At 60.2% G+C, this 18,297-nt stretch carries 16 protein-coding genes; 7 read left to right on the top strand and 9 right to left on the bottom strand.

Features of this window, described 5'->3' with window-relative positions; translation table 11 throughout:
• Positions 1-83 precede the first annotated feature (83 nt).
• The 5 genes from gatB to alaS form a co-directional block, all read right to left on the bottom strand.
• Positions 84-1,541, bottom strand: coding sequence for an Asp-tRNA(Asn)/Glu-tRNA(Gln) amidotransferase subunit GatB (gene gatB / locus BUB62_RS14635; protein ID WP_073111289.1), 1,458 nt, complete (start codon positions 1,539-1,541; stop codon positions 84-86).
• A 128-nt stretch (positions 1,542-1,669) separates the two neighbouring features.
• Positions 1,670-2,353, bottom strand: a complete 684-nt coding sequence (locus tag BUB62_RS14630; protein WP_073111287.1) for an energy transducer TonB — start codon at positions 2,351-2,353, stop codon at positions 1,670-1,672.
• A 199-nt stretch (positions 2,354-2,552) separates the two neighbouring features.
• Positions 2,553-3,320, bottom strand: coding sequence for an energy transducer TonB (locus tag BUB62_RS14625; protein ID WP_073111285.1), 768 nt, complete (start codon positions 3,318-3,320; stop codon positions 2,553-2,555).
• A 60-nt stretch (positions 3,321-3,380) separates the two neighbouring features.
• Positions 3,381-4,142, bottom strand: a complete 762-nt coding sequence (locus BUB62_RS14620) for an energy transducer TonB (protein WP_084539090.1) — start codon at positions 4,140-4,142, stop codon at positions 3,381-3,383.
• A 135-nt stretch (positions 4,143-4,277) separates the two neighbouring features.
• The gene (gene alaS, locus BUB62_RS14615; protein ID WP_073111281.1) at positions 4,278-6,965 is read right to left on the bottom strand and encodes an alanine--tRNA ligase; all 2,688 of its coding nucleotides are present in this window, start codon (positions 6,963-6,965) and stop codon (positions 4,278-4,280) included.
• 271 nt (positions 6,966-7,236) lie between these two features.
• Between alaS and BUB62_RS14610 the strand changes: the two genes are divergently transcribed.
• From BUB62_RS14610 to BUB62_RS14595, 4 genes are all read left to right on the top strand, one after another.
• A complete protein-coding gene (locus tag BUB62_RS14610; protein WP_073111279.1) occupies positions 7,237-7,596 on the top strand; it encodes a MerR family transcriptional regulator in 360 nt (119 codons plus the stop codon).
• A 152-nt stretch (positions 7,597-7,748) separates the two neighbouring features.
• Positions 7,749-8,876 carry a DNA-processing protein DprA gene (dprA, locus tag BUB62_RS14605; RefSeq protein ID WP_200799936.1) on the top strand — a complete coding sequence of 376 codons (1,128 nt, stop codon included), beginning with the start codon at positions 7,749-7,751 and terminating at the stop codon, positions 8,874-8,876.
• Positions 8,877-8,935: 59 nt separating this feature from the next.
• Positions 8,936-11,446 (top strand): T9SS type A sorting domain-containing protein, encoded by a 2,511-nt coding sequence (locus BUB62_RS14600; RefSeq protein WP_084539089.1) that lies wholly within the window; start codon positions 8,936-8,938, stop codon positions 11,444-11,446.
• A 93-nt stretch (positions 11,447-11,539) separates the two neighbouring features.
• Entirely contained in the window at positions 11,540-12,355 is an 816-nt protein-coding gene (locus BUB62_RS14595; protein ID WP_143164194.1) for an aminotransferase class IV, read from the top strand.
• Here BUB62_RS14595 and BUB62_RS19100 read toward each other — a convergent pair.
• Both BUB62_RS19100 and BUB62_RS14590 read right to left on the bottom strand, forming a co-directional pair.
• On the bottom strand, positions 12,352-12,552 hold the full coding sequence (locus BUB62_RS19100; protein WP_143164193.1) for a hypothetical protein: 201 nt from the start codon (positions 12,550-12,552) through the stop codon (positions 12,352-12,354). The two genes, BUB62_RS14595 and BUB62_RS19100, sit on opposite strands and share 4 nt — an antisense overlap.
• A 256-nt stretch (positions 12,553-12,808) precedes the next feature.
• On the bottom strand, positions 12,809-13,603 hold the full coding sequence (locus BUB62_RS14590) for a thymidylate synthase (protein WP_073111273.1): 795 nt from the start codon (positions 13,601-13,603) through the stop codon (positions 12,809-12,811).
• 127 nt (positions 13,604-13,730) lie between these two features.
• Between BUB62_RS14590 and BUB62_RS14585 the strand changes: the two genes are divergently transcribed.
• Positions 13,731-14,591: a DNA/RNA non-specific endonuclease gene (locus BUB62_RS14585; RefSeq protein WP_073111271.1), complete on the top strand. Its 861-nt coding sequence runs from the start codon at positions 13,731-13,733 to the stop codon at positions 14,589-14,591.
• Between the two features lie 36 nt (positions 14,592-14,627).
• Positions 14,628-14,921 (top strand): hypothetical protein, encoded by a 294-nt coding sequence (locus BUB62_RS14580; protein WP_073111269.1) that lies wholly within the window; start codon positions 14,628-14,630, stop codon positions 14,919-14,921.
• 101 nt (positions 14,922-15,022) lie between these two features.
• On the opposite strand, the gene BUB62_RS14575 is transcribed toward BUB62_RS14580, so the two are convergent.
• Positions 15,023-15,427, bottom strand: coding sequence for a DUF4265 domain-containing protein (locus BUB62_RS14575; RefSeq protein WP_073111267.1), 405 nt, complete (start codon positions 15,425-15,427; stop codon positions 15,023-15,025).
• A gap of 140 nt (positions 15,428-15,567) precedes the next feature.
• A complete protein-coding gene (locus BUB62_RS14570) occupies positions 15,568-15,813 on the bottom strand; it encodes a hypothetical protein (RefSeq protein WP_073111265.1) in 246 nt (81 codons plus the stop codon).
• Positions 15,814-15,985: 172 nt separating this feature from the next.
• Between BUB62_RS14570 and BUB62_RS14565 the strand changes: the two genes are divergently transcribed.
• Positions 15,986-18,286 (top strand): efflux RND transporter permease subunit, encoded by a 2,301-nt coding sequence (locus BUB62_RS14565; protein ID WP_073111264.1) that lies wholly within the window; start codon positions 15,986-15,988, stop codon positions 18,284-18,286.
• The last annotated feature ends 11 nt before the right edge of the window (positions 18,287-18,297 follow it).

Genomic DNA, 18,297 nt, shown 5'->3' with positions numbered 1-18,297 from the left:
AGAGATGCTTCGGCAAGCTCAGCATGACCCGTTCTTTCGATTTGCTGCCCAGCTTCGTTTCTCATTCTCCATTGCACCAAGCATCAAGCGTCGAGCTGCTGGCGCAGGAGCTGATTGGCCAACTTAGGGTCAGCTTTGCCGCCGGTGAGCTTCATCAGCTCGCCCATAAACATGCCCGTGAGGCTCTTTTTGCCGGCGCGGTATTCCTCCACCTTAGCCGGATTGGCAGCCAGCACCTGCTGCACCATGGCCTCCAGCGCCCCGGCATCCGACTGCTGCAGCAGCCCCTGGGCCTCGGCGGCGGCGGCGGCGGTTTGGGCCGGGTTTTCGAGCAGATATGGGAACAGCTGCTTGGCCGCTACTGAGTGGCTCACCTTGTTGTCGTCGATGAGCTGGATGATGTCGGCCAGGTGCTGCGGGGTGAGCGGGAAGTCGCTCAGGGTGAAGGCGCGCTCGTTCAGGAACGATTTCACCGGGCCCTGCACCCAGTTGGCCGCCGCTTTGGCGTTGGGCGTGCGGCGCGAAATCTCGTCGAAAAACAGCGCAATTTCCTTCTGATCGGTCAGCACCGAAGCATCGTAGTCGGACAGGCCCAGCTCGCCGGTGAAGCGGGCGTAGAGCTGCTGCGGCAACGCCGGCAGCGAAGCCTGCACCTCGTGCAGCCACTCGTCGCTGATGATGAGCGGCGGCAGGTCGGGCTCGGGGAAGTAGCGGTAGTCGTTCAGGGTTTCCTTGCTGCGCTGGGCGTTGGTGGTGCCGGTGGCCGCGTCGAAGCCGCGGGTTTCGCTGTCCACCACGCCGCCGGCTTCCAGAATTTCAATCTGGCGCTCAATCTCGTACTCAATGGCCCGCTGCACGTTGCGGAAGGAGTTCATGTTCTTCACCTCCACCTTCACGCCGAACTGGGCGGCCCCGTGCAGCATCACCGATACGTTGGCATCGCAGCGCAAAGAGCCTTCCTCCATGTTGCCGTCGCAGATGCCCAGGTACACCACCAGCTTCTTGATTTCGGAGAGGTAAGCGTAGGCTTCGTCCGCATTGCGAATATCCGGCTCACTTACGATTTCGATGAGCGGCACGCCGGCGCGGTTCAGATCCACCAGCGTCTCGGTTTCGCCGGCCAGGTGCATGCTTTTGCCCGCATCCTCCTCCATGTGGATGCGCGTGATGCCGATTTCCTTCACCGAGCCGTCGGCTAAGCGAATCGGGACGTGGCCCTGGGTGCAGATCGGGGTTTTGTCCTGGGTAATCTGGTAGCCCTTGGGCAGGTCGGGGTAGAAGTAGTTTTTGCGCGCAAACAAGTTGTCGCGGGTGATGTGGCAGTTGGTGGCCAGGCCCATTTTCATGGCAAACTCCACGGCCGTGCGGTTCACGCGGGGCAGCGTGCCGGGGTGGCCCAGCGTAATCACGCTCAGGTTGTTGTTGGGCAGGGCGCCGTATTCGTTTTCGTCGGCGGAGTACATCTTGCTCTGGGTGAGCAGCTGTGCGTGTACTTCGAGGCCGATAACGGGCTGGTATTTGGCTTTTATTGCGTCGTCCATATCAATCTAAAGTGAGCTTGTGGGGCAGATTGAGCCGCAAAGCGCCCGCAAGATAAAAACTATCCGCCGCCCCGGCCGGACAAAAAAGCCGGGCCGCACGGGCCCGTGGGCCGTAGTGCATTCACATTCTACCTGGTCTTGAAATTCACTACCACCGAATAGCCATACTCCACCGGCTCGCCGTCTTCCTTGGCGGGAGTAAAGGCCTTGAGGTGCTGCACCGTCCACTCTGCCTCGCGCTGCAACAGCCGAAATGCCTCATCCACGATGGGGGCCGCCGTGGTGCCCGGCTTGGCATCCAGCGCCCGCACCTGCTGCACTTTGCCCTGCCGATCCACAATGAAAGTCACAACAATCCGGGCATCCATTTCTAGCTGCGCCACCCGGTGAGGGTATCGGGCATTGCGCGTGAGGTCCTGCACCAACGCCTTTACCTCGCCCCCACCCTGGGAATAAATGGGCGGCTGCAGGTATTCGACATAGGGCACGGGCCGGCCATCGGGGCCAAAACAAGCGCCCTGGGTGCGTTTCCCTCGCACATACACGTCATGGCGCCGTACCTGGCCATCGGGGTAGTAAACCAGCAGGTCGCCGTGGCGGGCACCGGCCAGATAATCCTGCTTGGTATGCTGCTGTCCGTTTTCGTACCAGGTAGTTTTGGGGCCATGCAGAATGCCGCGGCGAATGTGGGCATAAGGGTACACTCCCTTGAGCTTGCCGGAGGCGTAGTAGCTGCGCCGCATTCCCGCCGTGCTGTCGCGAAAAATAGTTTCCACGCGGTAATCAGCGTTTTTGGCCGAAGGCAGCCTCATGCCGGCCGCAGTGTAATGGATTATCGTTTTGGCAGGAACAGCCATTAGTGGAGCGGTGGCGGCAGTATCAGCAGTCTGAGCCGTTGCGGGATGAGCGTGGCTCAGGAGAGCCACAGCAATAGTTGATAGGATCAAGCGCATATATTCTATCTAGTGGGCTAAGACGCTGGGAAAACAGCGCTTGCGGTCTAAAGTACAGCTACCGAATGGCAAAGGTGACGGGCAGCGTAAACAGCACGTCTACAGCTTCACCATCCAGCTGGCCGGGCGTCCAGCCGGTCAGGCTGTTCACCACGCGCAGGGCTTCCGCGTCCAGCGGGGCCGCCCCGCTCTGCTTAACGCGGGCATTGGTCACGGCACCGGTTTTATCAATAATGAAATCGACCAGCACCTTGCCCTGTACACCCTGCCGGATCAGCGGTTTCGGATACCGGGTGCGGCTCTGCACCTGCGTCAGGAGGGCCATAATTCCGCCCGGATACTCCGGAAATACCACGTAATCAGCGCAAGGCATGGGCTGACCATCGGCAGCAAAACACGCGCTTTTGGTGCTGCTGCCGTTCCGATATTCTTCGCGGCGGCGGGCGCGGCCGTCCGGATAAAACGTCAGGAGGTTGCCCTCGCGCTTGCCGGCGGCATATTCTTCGGTGGCCTGCACCTGCCCGCTCTCAAACCAGCGCGTCTGCCGACCCTGCACTTCGCTTTTGCGTAGGTTGGCAAACGGGATTTCCTCGTACGTTTTGCCCGAAGGGAAATATTTTGTCACCGTGCCACCCGCCGCGCCGGTGGTGCGCACCGTGTCGGTCCGAAAAAGGATGCCGGGGCCGAAACCAAGGTCATCGTTTTTGACCTGCGCTTTAAAGTAGGCGTTCAGGGTCTGGGGCGCGGTTTGGGCCAGCGCCGGAGCGACTACAGCCAGCAGGGTGGCGGCTGCAACGAGTATCCTGCTGATTGTAAAGTCTTTCACAAATATATTTTGTTGAATACCAGCCGTATCATGCCTAAGCGTGGCCAGTTGATTTAATTTTTAATTGATGGCAAACGAAATGGGCACCGTGTACATGACCGGCATCGGCTCGCCATCCTGCATACCCGGCATCCAGCGCGTCGTGCTCATGCTACTGATAACGCGGGTTGCCTCGGCATCCAGTTCGGGCGACAAGCCCTTTTGCACCTGAACATCGCGCATTTCGCCGGTTTCCGACACCACGAACCGCATCAGCACAAGGCCTTGCAGCCGTTGTTTCAACGCGGCTTTCGGATACCGGACCGAACGGCCAATGTAGTCCAGCATGGCATCCTTACCGCGCCCGGGAAAGACCGGCATTTTCTCGACGTATACCGCCCCGGCGCAGGCTATGGCGGCACCTGTTTCCGAGAAGCATTCAGCCTTCACCTCGTTGCCCCGTTCCGCTACTACTTTCCTTTTCAGCTTGCCGCTGGTATCATAGTATAGCTGCGGGCCATGCTGCTTGCGGCCGATAGTGGTCAAAACTGTAAATAATTGCCCATTGGCCCGCCAGCGGGTTGTGGTCGTAAGCGTGTCGCCGGTCGGCTGCCAGGTTGTGTTTTCTACGCGCAGCAATCGCCGCGACGGCATAGAAAACACGCTGTCCAGGCGGCTCCGGCCCGGCACTTCCAGACGCTGCACGCGAAACGAAGCCTCCGCCGGTGCCACGGCTTCTGTCCAGAAGTTCTGAAAGATAGTGGAAGTGGTAGCGGGTACATTCTGCGCCCCGGCACCGCCCCCTAGCAGCAACAAAACTGGAACAATAGGCAAGCCTCTCATAATCGGCAAACTGAGAACATAAAAAGGATAACAAGACGGGCATCAAAAGGCGACCGGCTCAAAGCCAGCACCTCCCAATGCCCGTAAATTTAAGCTATTGATGGCAAATCAGTTGCGCCGGGCAAATGGCGTGCGTTAAGCCGAAATCGACTTTTCTACCAGCGCTTCGGCCTTCCCAATAGCCGCCCCCAGCCCCGCCACGTTCTTCCCTCCCGCCGTGGCGAAAAACGGCTGTCCGCCGCCACCGCCCTGAATTTCCTTGGCCAGCTCCCGCACCAGCGTGGTGGCGTTGAGCTTGCCGGCCTGGGCAATTTCGTCGGCGAGCATCACGGCCAGCTGGGGCTTGCCCTCAATGTCGGCTCCGAGCACGAGGACGAGGTTTTCTACCGTCTGGCGCAGCTGGTAAGCCAGGGTTTTCAAGCCGTCGGCGCTGCTCACCTGCACCTGGGCAGCCAGGAAGTTCACGCCATTCAGCGGCTTGACCTGAGCGGCCAGCTGGTCTTTCTGCTGGCTCAGGCTTTGCAACTCAAACTGCTCCAATTGCTTGCGCAAGGCGGCAATTTCCTCGGTCTGCTTCTGGATGCCGGGCAGCAAATGCTGGGGGTTGCCCAAGGCCTCGCGCACTTGGTTGAGCAGGTCGAGCTGCTGATCCACGTAGGCTTCGGCGGTTTCGCCCGTCACGGCCTCAATGCGGCGCACGCCGGCTCCCACGGCGCTTTCGGAGGTGATTTTGAAGAAGCCGATTTCGCCGGTGCCGCGTACGTGGGTGCCGCCGCAGAGCTCCACGGAGTACTCCTTATCGAAGGTGATGACGCGCACGAACTCGCCGTATTTCTCGCCAAACAGGGCCATGGCGCCCAGGTTTTTGGCCTCGGCAATGGGCACGTTGCGGCGCTCATCGAGCGGAATCTGCTGGCGGATGCGCTGGTTCACCAGACGCTCAATCTGACGCAGTTGGTCCTCGGTTACTTTGGTGAAGTGCGAGAAGTCGAAGCGCAGCAGCTTATCGTTGACCAAAGAGCCTTTCTGCTGTACGTGGCTGCCAATAACCTCACGCAAAGTGGCCTGCAGCAGGTGCGTAGCCGTATGGTTTTTGCGGATCAGCTCACGGCGGGCGTGGTCGATTTTGGCCGAGAAGTCGGCGTCCAGATCCTGAGGCAGCTCCAGCACGGTATGCACGATTAGGTCGTTTTCCTTCTTCGTATCCAGCACGCGCACTTTGCTCAGCGGGCTGGTCAGGTAGCCCGTGTCGCCGATCTGCCCGCCCGACTCGGCGTAGAACGGGGTCTGATCGAGCACCACCTGGTACTCGGTTTTGCCCTTGGCGGTGGTTTTGCGGTAGCGCAGAATTTTGGCCGGGGCCTCGTCGAGGTCGTAGCCCACGAAAGCGGGCTGCTCGTCGGAGGGGCTCACCACGGTCCAGTCGCTCTGCTCGGTTTCCTGGGCGTTGCGCGAGCGACTCTTCTGCTGCTCCAACTCCTTTTTGAATCCTTCTTCGTCCACCGTCAGGCCCTTTTCGCGGGCAATGAGGGCGGTGAGGTCGAGCGGGAAGCCGAAGGTGTCGCTCAGCTCAAAGGCGGTTTTGCCGTCGATGCGGTTACCGTTCTGGCGGGCCGCGTCTTCCAGCGCATCGAGGCGGCGCAAGCCATTTTCGAGGGTTTTGAGAAAGGCAATTTCCTCCTCTTCCACCACGCGCTGCACAAACTGGGTCTGCTGCTTCAGCTCGGGGAAAATGCCGGCCATCTGGTCGGCCAGCACCGGCACGAGCTTGTACAGAAACGGCTGCTTGAAGCCCAGCGACGAAAACGCATAGCGCACGGCCCGGCGCAGAATCCGCCGGATTACGTAGCCGGCCTTCACATTCGAGGGTAACTGTCCGTCGGAAATGGCGAAGGAAATCGTACGAATGTGGTCGGCAATGACGCGGATGGCAATATCCGTTTTCTCGTTTTCGGTGGCTGGCTGGTCGTTCACGGTGGCCGGGGCGGTGCCGTGGTACTGGATGCCGGCCTCGTTGGCAATGAACTGGATGAGGGGCTGGAAAACGTCGGTGTCGTAGTTCGACTTCACGCCCGACACGGCCATCATCAGGCGCTCGAAGCCCATGCCGGTGTCCACGCTCTGCTCGGGCAGCTTGACGAGCGACTTGTCGGCCAGGCGCTGGAACTCCATAAACACGTTGTTCCAGATTTCGACCACCTGCGGGTGGTCGGCATTCACCAGCTCGCGGCCGGGCTTCTGGGCCCGCTCCTCCTCGGAGCGCAGGTCGATGTGAATTTCGGTGCAGGGGCCGCAGGGACCGGTGTCGCCCATCTCCCAGAAGTTGTCCTTCTTGTTGCCGGGCAAAATCCGGTCGTCGGTGGTGTATTGCCGCCACAGGCGCTGGGTTTCGGTGTCGGCGGCGGTGCCGTCGGCCTGGTCGCCCTCGAAGTAGGTGACGTAGAGGCGGTCCTTTTCCAGCTTGAACACGTCGGTGAGTAGCTCCCAGGCCCAGGCAATGGCGTCGGTTTTGAAGTAATCACCAAATGACCAGTTGCCGAGCATCTCGAACATGGTGTGGTGGTAGGTGTCGTAGCCGACTTCCTCCAAATCGTTGTGCTTACCACTCACGCGCAGGCACTTCTGGGTGTCGGCAATGCGCTTGTAGGGCGCGGGCTTGTTGCCCAGGAAGTAATCCTTGAACGGGGCCATGCCCGAGTTGATGAACAGCAGCGTCGGGTCGTCCTTCACTACAATCGGGGCCGAGGGCACGATGTGGTGGCCCTTGGAGGCGAAGAAGTCGAGAAACTGCTGGCGGACGTGGCTGGCGGTAGGAAGGGACATGGCAGAATAGATGACGACGGGCGCAGAAGTTGGCGGCGGCCGGGATTTTGGCTACTTTTCGCAATTAGAATTAATTGCAAAGACGCCGGCAAATGTAGCCGACCTACGCGGGAAAGCGAAACGGTTGCTTTGGACTGCTCCTTTTCGCCTGTCATGCTGAGCTTGTCGAAGCATCTCGCGTGCTGACGTCTGATTGGTAATCCAACGTCAGCACGCGAGATGCTTCGACAAGCTCAGCATGACGTTCTTTTGATTTGACATTACCCCAGCCATGCCCTACAAAGACCGCGAAATCGAGAAGCAGTACTTCACCATCGGCGAGGTGGCGGCCCAGTTCAACGTGGCCCCGTCGCTGATCCGGTTTTGGGAAACCGAGTTTGAGGAGCTGCGTCCGCGCAAAAGCAAGAAGGGCAACCGCCTCTACACGCCCCAGGACATCGATATTTTCCGCACCATCTACCACCTCGTCAAGGAGCGCGGCTTCACTATCCCCGGGGCCCGCGACCTGCTCAAGCAGAAAGGCCCCCAGCTCAAGGAAAAAATCGACGTGATTCAGAGCCTGGAAAAAGTGCGCGGATTTTTGGTGACGATGAAAAAGGAGCTGGAGGTGATTGGGAAAAGCCAGGGGTAGCATATTTCCAACGCCTGTCATCCTGAGCCTGCGAAGGACCTTATCACGCAAAAGAAGAGTCGCTGTTACTAGTGTCGTTCAACTGGCATAAGGTCCTTCGCTCTGCTCAGGATGACAGACAATTTTTAGCCTTATTCCAACTATAAAATAGAATGTCCATTTCTACCGACGAACTACTCTTCCATGAAGTCGCCCTCACGCTCTTTCCCGGCGTCGGGCCGCAGCTCACGCGGCAATTGATGAGCTACGGCGGCTCGGCCAAAAACGTGCTGATGCTCCCGCCGGGCAAGCTGCGCAAGATTCCGGGCGTGGGCCCTGCCACCGTGGCGGCCCTGACCGGTGCGGCCCGCACCGCCGCGCTGCACCAGGCCGAAGCGTCGCTGAAAAAAGCCGCCGCGGAAGGCATTGAGCTGCTGTTCTATACCAGCCGCCGCTACCCCAGCCGCCTCAAGCAGATTCCCGATGCCCCGGCGCTGCTCTACTACCAGGGCACCGCCGATTTGAACCAATCCAAAACTCTGGCCATCGTGGGCACGCGCCAGGCTACCGACTACGGCCGCGCTCAAACCGAATTGCTGGTGCAGGGCCTGCTGCCGCACCGGCCGCTGGTGGTCAGCGGCCTGGCCTACGGCATTGACATTGTCGCCCACCGCGCCGCCCTGCACGAAGGCCTGGAAACCGTGGGTGTGATGGCCACCGGCCTCGACGTGATTTATCCCCATGCCCACCGCAAAACCGCCGAAAAGATGCTCACCCAGGGCGGCCTGCTCACCGAATTCCCCTTCGGCACCCCACCCGACCGCTACAATTTCCCGGCCCGCAACCGCATCATTGCCGGTCTTTCCGATGGCACGGTGGTGGTAGAAGCGGCCAAAAAAGGCGGGGCCTTAATCACGGCCGAAATTGCCCTGAGCTACAACCGCGACGTGCTGGCCATACCCGGCAACCTGGGCAGCCCCGCCTCCGAAGGCTGCAATGCGCTGATTCGCAACAACAAAGCTGCGCTTTACTCCGAGCCCCGCGACCTGGAGGAGCTGTTGAACTGGGACGAGGCCTTGCACCCCACCGGCAAGCCCCGCTCCGCCCCTACGCTCGATGCCGCCGACTTCACCGCCGAGGAGTTCCAGATTCTGACCGTTCTCACGGCCGGCGAGGAGCTGCTGGACAACCTGAGCTGGAAAACCCAACTGCCGGTGCATCAGGTGGCTTCGCTGCTGCTGGGGCTGGAGTTTCGCGGGGTGGTGAAAGCGCTGCCGGGCAAGAAGTTCCGGCTACCTTAGCCGAGTTAAGCGCAGCTTTTAATTTTTCTTCTTTTCCATTTTACCCAATCAATTTTTCAATGAAAAAACTTCAACTCCTTATTAGTGGCTTATGCCTGGTGCCGCTGCTGTGGCAGCCCGTGGCCGCGCAAACGCTCGACCCGACATTTACGCGCCCTACGCTGTACGCTCCTGCCGCCATCACCTCCGTGACGGAGCAGCCGGATGGCAAACGCCTAGTGCTGGGCACCTTCCTGCGCCTGAATGGCACTATGGCAACGCGTGTTGCTCGTCTCAACGCCAACGGCACTCTCGATGCCGCCTTCAGCCAAAATGTAGGCAACAGTTCGCTTATGGCTAGGGCCTATTTGCAAAGTGATGGAAAATATCTGTTGCTCTCTTACTCTTTTGGGGCTATATCAATTGGTGGCATTACACGGTCCGGAAGCCTGATCCGCTTGAATGCCGACGGCACGGGCGATACCAGCTTCGATGTCGGCAGCGGCGGCGCGTCGACGACTGGCAGCTACCTGGATGATGCACTGCCTCTGCCGAATGGTCAGACGCTGGTGGTAGGTAAGTTTGATGAGTTCAGCGGTACTCCTGCCCACAGTATTGTGCGGCTCAATGCTAACGGCAGCGTAGATGCCTCCTTCAACCAAGGCGCAGGTGCCGACGATGAAGTAGAATCTGTTGTACCGGTAGCCGGTGGCAAATTCCTGATTGGCGGTTATTTCACCACCTACAATGGCATTACCTGCAATGGCCTCGCCCGCCTGAATGCCGACGGCTCCTTTGATTCTTCCTTTAATGCCGGCCTGCTGCCCTCCTCAGACATTATCAACCTGAAAGTGCAGCCCGATGGAAAAATCCTGTTGGCCGGCAACATCGTTTCGGCTGCCTATCCAATGGGTGTGAGTATGGTCCGCGTGCAGCCAGATGGGGCGCTGGATAACTCCTTTACGGCCCCCACCCCCCTGGCAAACCCCTACGAGGTGTATAGCTACTACGGTCAGGTTATGGAAGTGCAGGCTGATGGCAAAATCTACGTTAAGCTTAATACCCGAGCCTCTTCCGTAGTACGCCTGAACCCTAATGGCTCCTTAGATCCTTCGTTCGCCTCCATCGGAGATGCCAACTACGCTCCGTATTCCATCACCCTGCTTAACAACGGCAAGTTGGCCGTGGCCGGCTTCTTCACCAATTTCAGCGGAGCCCTCGACCGGACGCTGCTCCAGCTTAACCAAAACGGCACCGTTGATCCCAGCTTTCAGCCCGTGGCGCAGGCCAGCGGCAGTATTTTGGCAATGGCCCGGCAGCCGGATGGTAAGCTGCTGATTGGTGGCTCCTTTTCGGAAATCAATGGGCAGCCTGTCCGCCGGCTGGCTCGCTTGAACGCCGATGGCACGCTGGATGCCTCCTTTAACGCCAGCACCTCCCTGGATCTGAATGTGGGTACTCTGGCGCTGCAGCCCAACGGCAGCGTGTTGGCTGCTGCGGGTTCCGTAGCCCGGCGCTTTCTGCCTACGGGCGCACCCGACAATACCTTCTCAATCAGCCCACTCACGGGGACGCTCACGCGGGTGCTGGTGCAGACCGATGGCAAAATATTGCTGGGCGGCAGCTTTTCCTCATACAACGGCACGCCGGCAGCGGGCATCGTGCGTCTGACGTCCTTGGGGGCGTATGACCCCACTTTTGTCCCCAGCACGTTCGGCCTTAACTCGCTGGCCAGTTTCCACGATATGGTATTGCAACCCAATGGCCAACTGTTGGTGGGTGGTTATTTCCGGCCAAGCTCCGGCTCGAGCAATGTATTGCGCGTGTTCCGGTACACGCCCACTGGCGGCATCGAGCCGACGTTCACCAGCCCTGCCTTTACCTCCGCTTCAAGCACCACAAACCCTAATCTGCGCCTGAATGCTCTCACGCTGCAACCTGATGGCAAGCTGGTGGCTGGTGGTTACTTCGAAGCCGTGAATGGCACGCCCCGCGCCAACCTGGCCCGCCTGAACGCCGATGGCACATTGGATACCGGTTTCACGCCGCCAACTGTAACCGGTACGCTATACAGCCTGACGGTGCAGCCTAATAACCGCATTCTGGTAGGCGGTTCATTTTCCGGTGCTGGCCTGCCATCTAACCTGGCCCGCGTGCTACCCAACGGCGCTGCCGATGCTTCCTTCGCCGCCACAGCAGTGCCAAACAATATAGTGCGCTCCATGCTGGTGCAGCCTGATGGGGCCATCGTAGTGGGCGGCTCTTTCGGCACCATTAGTGGTACGGCCACTGGTGCCCTGGCCCGTATCACGGCCCCCAATGTACTGCACATAGCCGCCCCGCGGGCCGTGGCTGAGCGCACCGCCGCCTGGCCCGTGCCCGCTCACGGCACGCTGCACGTAGCCCCGGATGCCACCGCCCACGCCCAGTCCCTGGAGCTGCTGGATGCCCTGGGGCGCCCGGTGCGGCACCAGGCCCTGACGGGCGCCGCCGCCACCACGCTGCCCCTCGACAAGCTGGCCGCCGGCACGTATCTGCTGCGCGTGAACTATACTGAAGGCACCGTCGTACGCCGCATTCAAGTGCAATAGTCTATCCTTCATAGCCCAACCGAAAGGGGTGAGCCGGCTGGCTTGCCCTTTTTTTGTGCAAAAAAGAAGCCCCGCGGCCCTACCTTGCGGGCCATGCTGCTGCTCAACGACCACCTGCTGCCCACCGCCGCGCTGCCGCTGCCCAATCGGGGACTGGCCTTCGGTGATGGTTTTTTTGAAACGCTAGTTTTTGCGGAAGGCCGCCTGCGCTACGCCGCCGACCACCTGAGCCGGATGCAGCAGGCCGCTCAGGCGCTCCATCTGGAGCTGCCTGCGGCCCTGGCCACCGAGCAACGCCTGACGGCCACGCTGACCCGGCTGGCCACTGCGGCTGGCTTATCCGAGGCCCGGCTGCGCCTGCAGGTGTGGCGGGCGGGCGGCGGACGCTACACACCAACAACGGCGGCGGCCGAGTGGCTGGCTACGGCGGAGCCATTCGTAGCCGATAGCTCAGCTATACAACAGGCAGATTTCGCGCAGCATAGCCACGCACTATACTCGCCTCTGAGCTTCTGCAAAGGTCCCCAGGCCTGGCTCTATGTGCGGGCCGCTCACGAGCGGCGGCAGCGCGGACTCGACGAAATTATCCTGTGCGACGCGGCCGGACACGTGGCCGAAGCAGGCGCGGCGGCTATTTTCTGGATTCGGGAAGGGGCTTTGTTCACACCAGCGCTGCAAACCGGCTGCGTGGCGGGGGTGCGGCGGGCACATCTGCTGCGGGCGGCGCGGGCGCAGGGCGTGCCGTGCCACGAAGGGCGCTACCTTCCCTCCGATATGCTGGCAGCCGAAGCCGTGTTTACGGCCAATGTAGCGGCCCTTCGTCCGGTTCTCCGGATCGGCCAGCAGGCACTGCCGCCAGTTTTGCCGCCTCTGTGGCACGCGCTGTCAGGCTGGGACCAGCAGGCCTAAACGGCTACCACATGGCGGCAGCGCAGCCGCAGCCATTCTTCTTCATACTCAGCCAGATCAATTTCGGAAACGTTGTTGAGGCGCAGGATTTCCTCGCGCGATTGGCGGGGGTCCTCCAGCATGTAGAGGGCCACCAGGGCACGGTGTTTCCTCGGCAGAGGGGTGCCGGCGGCGGCGGTTTGGGTACGGAGTTGCAAAGGTAGGGGGCGGATGGGGGTGAAAGCAGCCGGAAGGGCTGCCATCAGATTGGATTTTCAGGGCAAAGTTGAATTGTGCCCTAAAATAAAAATCAGGTTTCAGCCCTTAAAGCAGCCACCCGATTGCCATAATCAGACCGAAGGTACTGATTTGGCGATGGTTTAACGGAGTCGCCCGCCAGAAAGTTGCACTGATTTAAGAACATAGCATCCTGCAAATCTCTCTGGTCGCTCCATCCCAGACCTGCCCGCCCCGCTATACAGCCACCGGAGCTTTTATGGCGGGGTGCGGATTGTAGTTTTCGAGCTGAAAATCTTCGTAGCGGAAGCCGAAAATATCTTTCACTTCCAGATTCAGCTGCATCTGCGGCAGCGGATGCGGGACGCGGGTGAGCTGCAGGCGCGCCTGCTCCAAGTGATTGACGTACAGGTGCGTGTCGCCGCCGGTCCAGATGAATTCGCCGGGTTGCAGACCCGTGACCTGGGCCACCATGAGCGTGAGCAGGGCGTAGCTGGCAATATTGAAGGGCACGCCCAGAAACACGTCGGCGGAGCGCTGGTAGAGCTGGCAGCTCAGGCGGCCATCGGCCACGTAGAACTGGAACAGGGCGTGGCAGGGCATCAGGTGCATCTGGTCCAGCTCGGCCACGTTCCAGGCCGAAACGAGGATGCGGCGCGAGTCGGGCGTGGTTTTGAGCTGGCGGATGACCTCCGAAATCTGGTCGATGTGGGTGCCGTCGGGGCGGGGCCAGCTGCGCCACTGCCAACCGTATACCGGGCCCAGCTCGCCGTTGGCATCAGCCCATTCGTCCCAGATTTTCACCCCGTTTTCCTTCAGGTACTGAATGTTGGTATCGCCGCGCAGAAACCAGAGCAACTCGTGGATGATGCTTTTCAGGTGGACTTTCTTGGTAGTAACCAAGGGGAAGCCCTGCTGCAGATTGAAGCGCATCTGGTGGCCGAAAATACTGAGCGTGCCGGTGCCGGTGCGGTCGGTTTTGCGGGTGCCGTGGTCTAGGATATGGCGGACGAGGTCGAGGTACTGCTGCATAAGGCGGGAGCAAGTGGGGGCAGCTTCAAAGGTAATAAGCCGGCTCCGGCCGGCAAGGGCCAGGGCTGGTTGGGCCGCGTGGCTGGCTATTGTGTCGCACCTTTGCAGCCGAATTTACTTGGTCCGTATGCTTCGTCTGCCCTCCTGCCCTGCCCTATTGCTGCTTGCCGGCCTGCTGGCCACTTCCTGTTCCGATGAGCAGGTGGCCCCCACGCCTTCCCCCACGCCCACCGTGGATGGCCACTTGGCCCTGGGCAACCCCAGCGGGGCCGTGGCCGACGTGGCGTCGCCCACCAACTACCTGCTCACCAAGCCCCAATACATCCTCTCCTACCACCGCGACAAAGGCATTCCGAACTGGGTGAGCTGGCACCTGGCCGCTTCCTGGCTGGGCAGCGCCGCTCGTCAGGATGATTTTCGGCCCGATGCGGACTTGCCTACTGGCTGGTACCAGGTGCAGGCCAGCAGCTACGTGGGCTCGGGCTTCGACCGCGGCCACAACTGCCCCTCCGCCGACCGCACCGCCACCGTGGCTGACAACTCGGCTACCTTTCTGATGACCAACATGGTGCCGCAGGCCCCGCGCAACAACCAGCAAACCTGGGCCGGCCTCGAAACCTACTGCCGCAGCCTGGTAGCTGCCGGCAATGAGCTATACATCATTCAGGGCCAGTACGGCAGCGGCGGCACGGGCTCGGCCGGGGCCAAAACCACCCTCGACAACGGCCGCGTGACGGTGCCAAGCCGCATCTGGAAGGTGATTGTGGTGCTGCCCACGGGCACCGCCGATGCCACCCGCGTGAGTTCTGCCACCCGCATCATTGCCGTGGATACGCCCAACGACAACGGCCTCGATACCGCCTGGGGCCCCTACCGCACCACCGTAGATGCCCTGGAAGCCGCCACCGGCTACGATCTGCTTTCGGCCGTGAGCCCGGCGGTGCAGCAGGTGGTAGAGGCGCGGGTTGATAATGGCCCTACGCAGTAGTGGCCCGGCACGAGGAAGCACCGTATCTTTGCCGGCATGAATCCCCCGCTATTTCACCCCGGGCAGGCCGTGGTCTGCACCAACGACGACTTTACCGTGCTCCGGGCCCAGAACCCGGCCATCCAAACGCCCAAGCGCGGCCCCATCTACACCGTGCGCAGCCTCTATGACACGCCCCGCGGCTACGGCCTCACGCTGGCCGAAATCAGCAACGCCGGCGTGGCCCCGGGCTTTCCCGAGGCTAATTTTCACGAAAGCCGGTTTGCGGCCGTGCCGGACGTGGAGGAAGTGAGTCTGGCTGAGTTGATGGAGGAAAGCGTGTTGGCGTAGGTAAAAGGCGTTCAACGAGCAATTGAAATATACTAAAAGGACTGCCTATTTTCCCTGTGAGAATGGGCAGTCTTTTTAGTTACAGCTAGCGAATCTAAAGTTTATGAAGAACCATGCGCTAAACATGCTTCCCGGTAACTTAGTACCTCCTGCTTTTCCAGTTCCTGCAGATATCGTTCGATTGGTTTGTAAACAAGTTGCTTGGGTATGTTGACGGAGAAATAGTCTGGCAGATGACTTCCTTCCCAGTCACACCCCATTGACTCTAATTTATTCTGAACCTGATGGATTAATTTTTCTTTGAAAAAGATAATTTGCAGAGTACTATTGCCCGACTCTGCTACTAAGCCTTGTACAACTAGTTCCTCGTTTTGCAACTGTGCATACACAATATCAGCTAATGCGTAGCTCTTCACAAAGAAGGGAATGTTGTCCAGTCTATATTTTCCTTCCTCAGCATTGACTACCTGTGCCCAAAGGCTCTCAGTATAATCCTCATCGAGCACGGTATTGAAAAAATGAAAATAGACTTTAGTGTAAGAGTCACTTAACGATTCTTGTCTGCTTTTATGCATAAAATTAGTATAATCAAAAACACCCTATACGCCTGACGTATAGGGTGTTTTTCATATAACATCTCGCAGCCTTACAGCGACTTAAAGGCCGGAGCCGCCGGCATAGTTTCGGCAGACTTCACGGCGGCCGTTTTCGCGCCTTTTTTCATGCAGCACGAGGGTGTGGCGGCCGTAGTGCCTTCCTTGCTGCAGCTGGCTTTCATGGCCGTCGGGCAGGCTTCTTTCTTGCTTTTTTTGCCTTTCTCGTCTTTGCCATCGTGGGCGGCGGCGGTGCCGATGAAGGCGAACAGGGTCAGGGCCAGCAGAGCGTTTTTCATGGGGTTGGATCTGAAAAGTGAGGAAACAAAAGCCGGCGGGGCATGGTTGGCTTCCCGAAGTCGGCCCGCCGGTTTCCGCTGCCTCTAAAGTACGAAGGTGCGGCCGAACTTCGGCCCCGGCCCCTCGCGTTTTTCTCTTCCGCCCCGATTCTGATTCGGGTTTATTCTGCTCATGCCGCTTCGCAAAGTCAGTTACCTCACCCTGCTCACGCTGAGCCTGCTCACCGTGCTGGCGGGGTTTTTCGTGGCCCGGCTGCGCTTCAACTACAATTTCAACGACTTCTACCCCGCCGGCGACCCCGACCTGGCCTACTACGAGCAGTACTCGGCCCGCTTCGGCAACGACAACGATTACGTGCTGCTGGGCCTGGAAGCCGCGCCCGGCCGCACCGTATTTGAGCCCCGGTTTCTGACCCGCGTCGATTCGCTCACGCGCTTTATCCAGCAGCGCCGCCACGTGCTGCACGTCAGCTCGCCCACCAATGCCACCAACCCGGTGGTGGAGGGCTTTGGGGTGTTCAACTTGCCGTATCTGCACCCGCAGGAGCCGGCCCGCCGCGCCGCAGATTCGGCCCTGGTGTACCGCACGCCGGGGCTGGTGGGCAACTTGATTGCCCAGGATGCCCGCGCTGTGACCATCCTTTTGCAGACCTCACCCAACCTGAGCAAGCCCCCCGGCGACTCGCTGCTTGCGGCCGTGCGCACCGAGCTGGCCCGGCAGGGTTTTGCCCCCGAAACCTACCACCTGGCTGGCAAGCTGGTGGCCCAGTCCGTGTTCGTGGATCGGCTGCAGCGGGAATTGGTGGTGTTTATGTCGTTGTCGGTGGTGCTGGTCACGGTGCTGCTGTGGTTCACGTTCCGGACGTGGTGGGGCGTGGTGCTGCCGCTGGTGGTGGTGCTGGGGGCCATTTTGTGGGGCCTGGGGCTGATGAGCGCCTGCGGGGTCAGCATTGACCTGATGACGGCGCTGCTGCCCATCATGCTGTTTGTGGTGGGCATGTCCGATACCATCCACATCATCACGCGCTACAACACAGAGCTGGGCTACGGCACCGGCAAGAAAGAGGCCCTGCTGATTACGCTGAAGGAATCCGGGTTCGGCTCGGGGCTGTCGGCGCTGACCACCAGCATCGGCTTTTTCACGCTGATGACCAGCACCATCCGGCCCATCTACAACTTCGGGCTGTTTACGGGCATTGCCGTGCTGCTCACCTTTGTGCTGTCATTTACGCTGCTGCCGGCCATGCTTATGCTGCTGGGCAAGCCGCAGCTGCGCATCCCGCGGGCCGAGGGCCACAGCTGGGACGGCGTGCTGGGCCGCCTGTTTCGCACAGTGCTGGCCCGGCGGCGGCTGGTGGTGGGCCTCTCGGCGCTCATCTTGGTGGGCTCGGTGGCGTCGGCCTCGCGCATCCGCATCAACTCGGCCCTGCTGGATGACCTCTCCCAAAACGACCCGGTGAAGCTGGATTTTGGCTTTTTTGAACGGAAATTCGCCGGCGTACGGCCCTTCGAGCTGGATCTGCAGCCCGCCCCCGGCCGCACCATCTACGACCTGGCGGTGCTGCGCCAGACCGAGAAGATTGAAGGCTACCTGCAGAAAAGCTACGGGCTCAACTTCGTGGCTTCGCCCGTCACGCTCATCAAATCAGTGCGCAAGGCGCTGAATGGCGGGCTTTTGACCGAATACCGCCTCCCCGACTCCGAGGCCGAACTGGCGCAGCTGGTGCGGCGGGTGAAGCTGTTTCGCAACAAGCCCGAGTTCCGGGCCCTGGTGCGGCCCGATGCCTCCGAGGGCCGCCTCACCGGCCGCATGCCTGACGTGGGCAGCGTGCGGGCCGGTGCCCTGAACGCGGATCTGCGCCGCTTCCTGCGCCAGCAAGTCGACTCAACGGTGGTGCAAACCCGCCTCACCGGCTCGGCCAACCTCATCGACAAAAACAACTCCACGCTCACTATAAACATGATTACGGGCATGAGCATCGACGTGGTGATGGTCACGCTCATCGTGCTGTTCCTGTTCCGCTCCCTGCGCATGACGGTGGTCGTGCTCATCCCGAATCTGGTGCCTATTCTCATTGTGGCGGGCGTAATGGGGCTAGCCGGCGTGAGCATGAAGGTGAGCACCAGCATCATTTTCACCATCGCCTTCGGCATTGCCGTCGATGATACGATTCACTTCATCAGCAAGCTCAAGCTGGTGCTGCTGCAGGAGCCCAACCTGTTTCGGGCGGTGCGCAAAACCTACCTGATGGCTGGCAAAGCCGTTATCGTGACGTCCCTGATCCTGGTCGGGGGCTTCAGCACGCTGATTTTCTCCTCCTTCGACGGCACGTTCTACGTGGGCTTGCTCATTGGCCTCACCCTGCTGTTCGGCGTAGTAGCCGAGCTGACTTTGCTGCCGATTCTGATTCTGTATTTCTACAAGCACAAGCCCAAGGAAATCCGCCAGCCAGTGCCGGTGCTGGGCGGGTGAGAAACCCCTCC

The organism is Hymenobacter daecheongensis DSM 21074 (genome assembly GCF_900141805.1).
Lineage (GTDB): Bacteria > Bacteroidota > Bacteroidia > Cytophagales > Hymenobacteraceae > Hymenobacter > Hymenobacter daecheongensis.
The sequence above is the reverse complement of the archived record's forward strand: the minus strand, read 5'-3'. Positions and strand labels throughout refer to the sequence as shown.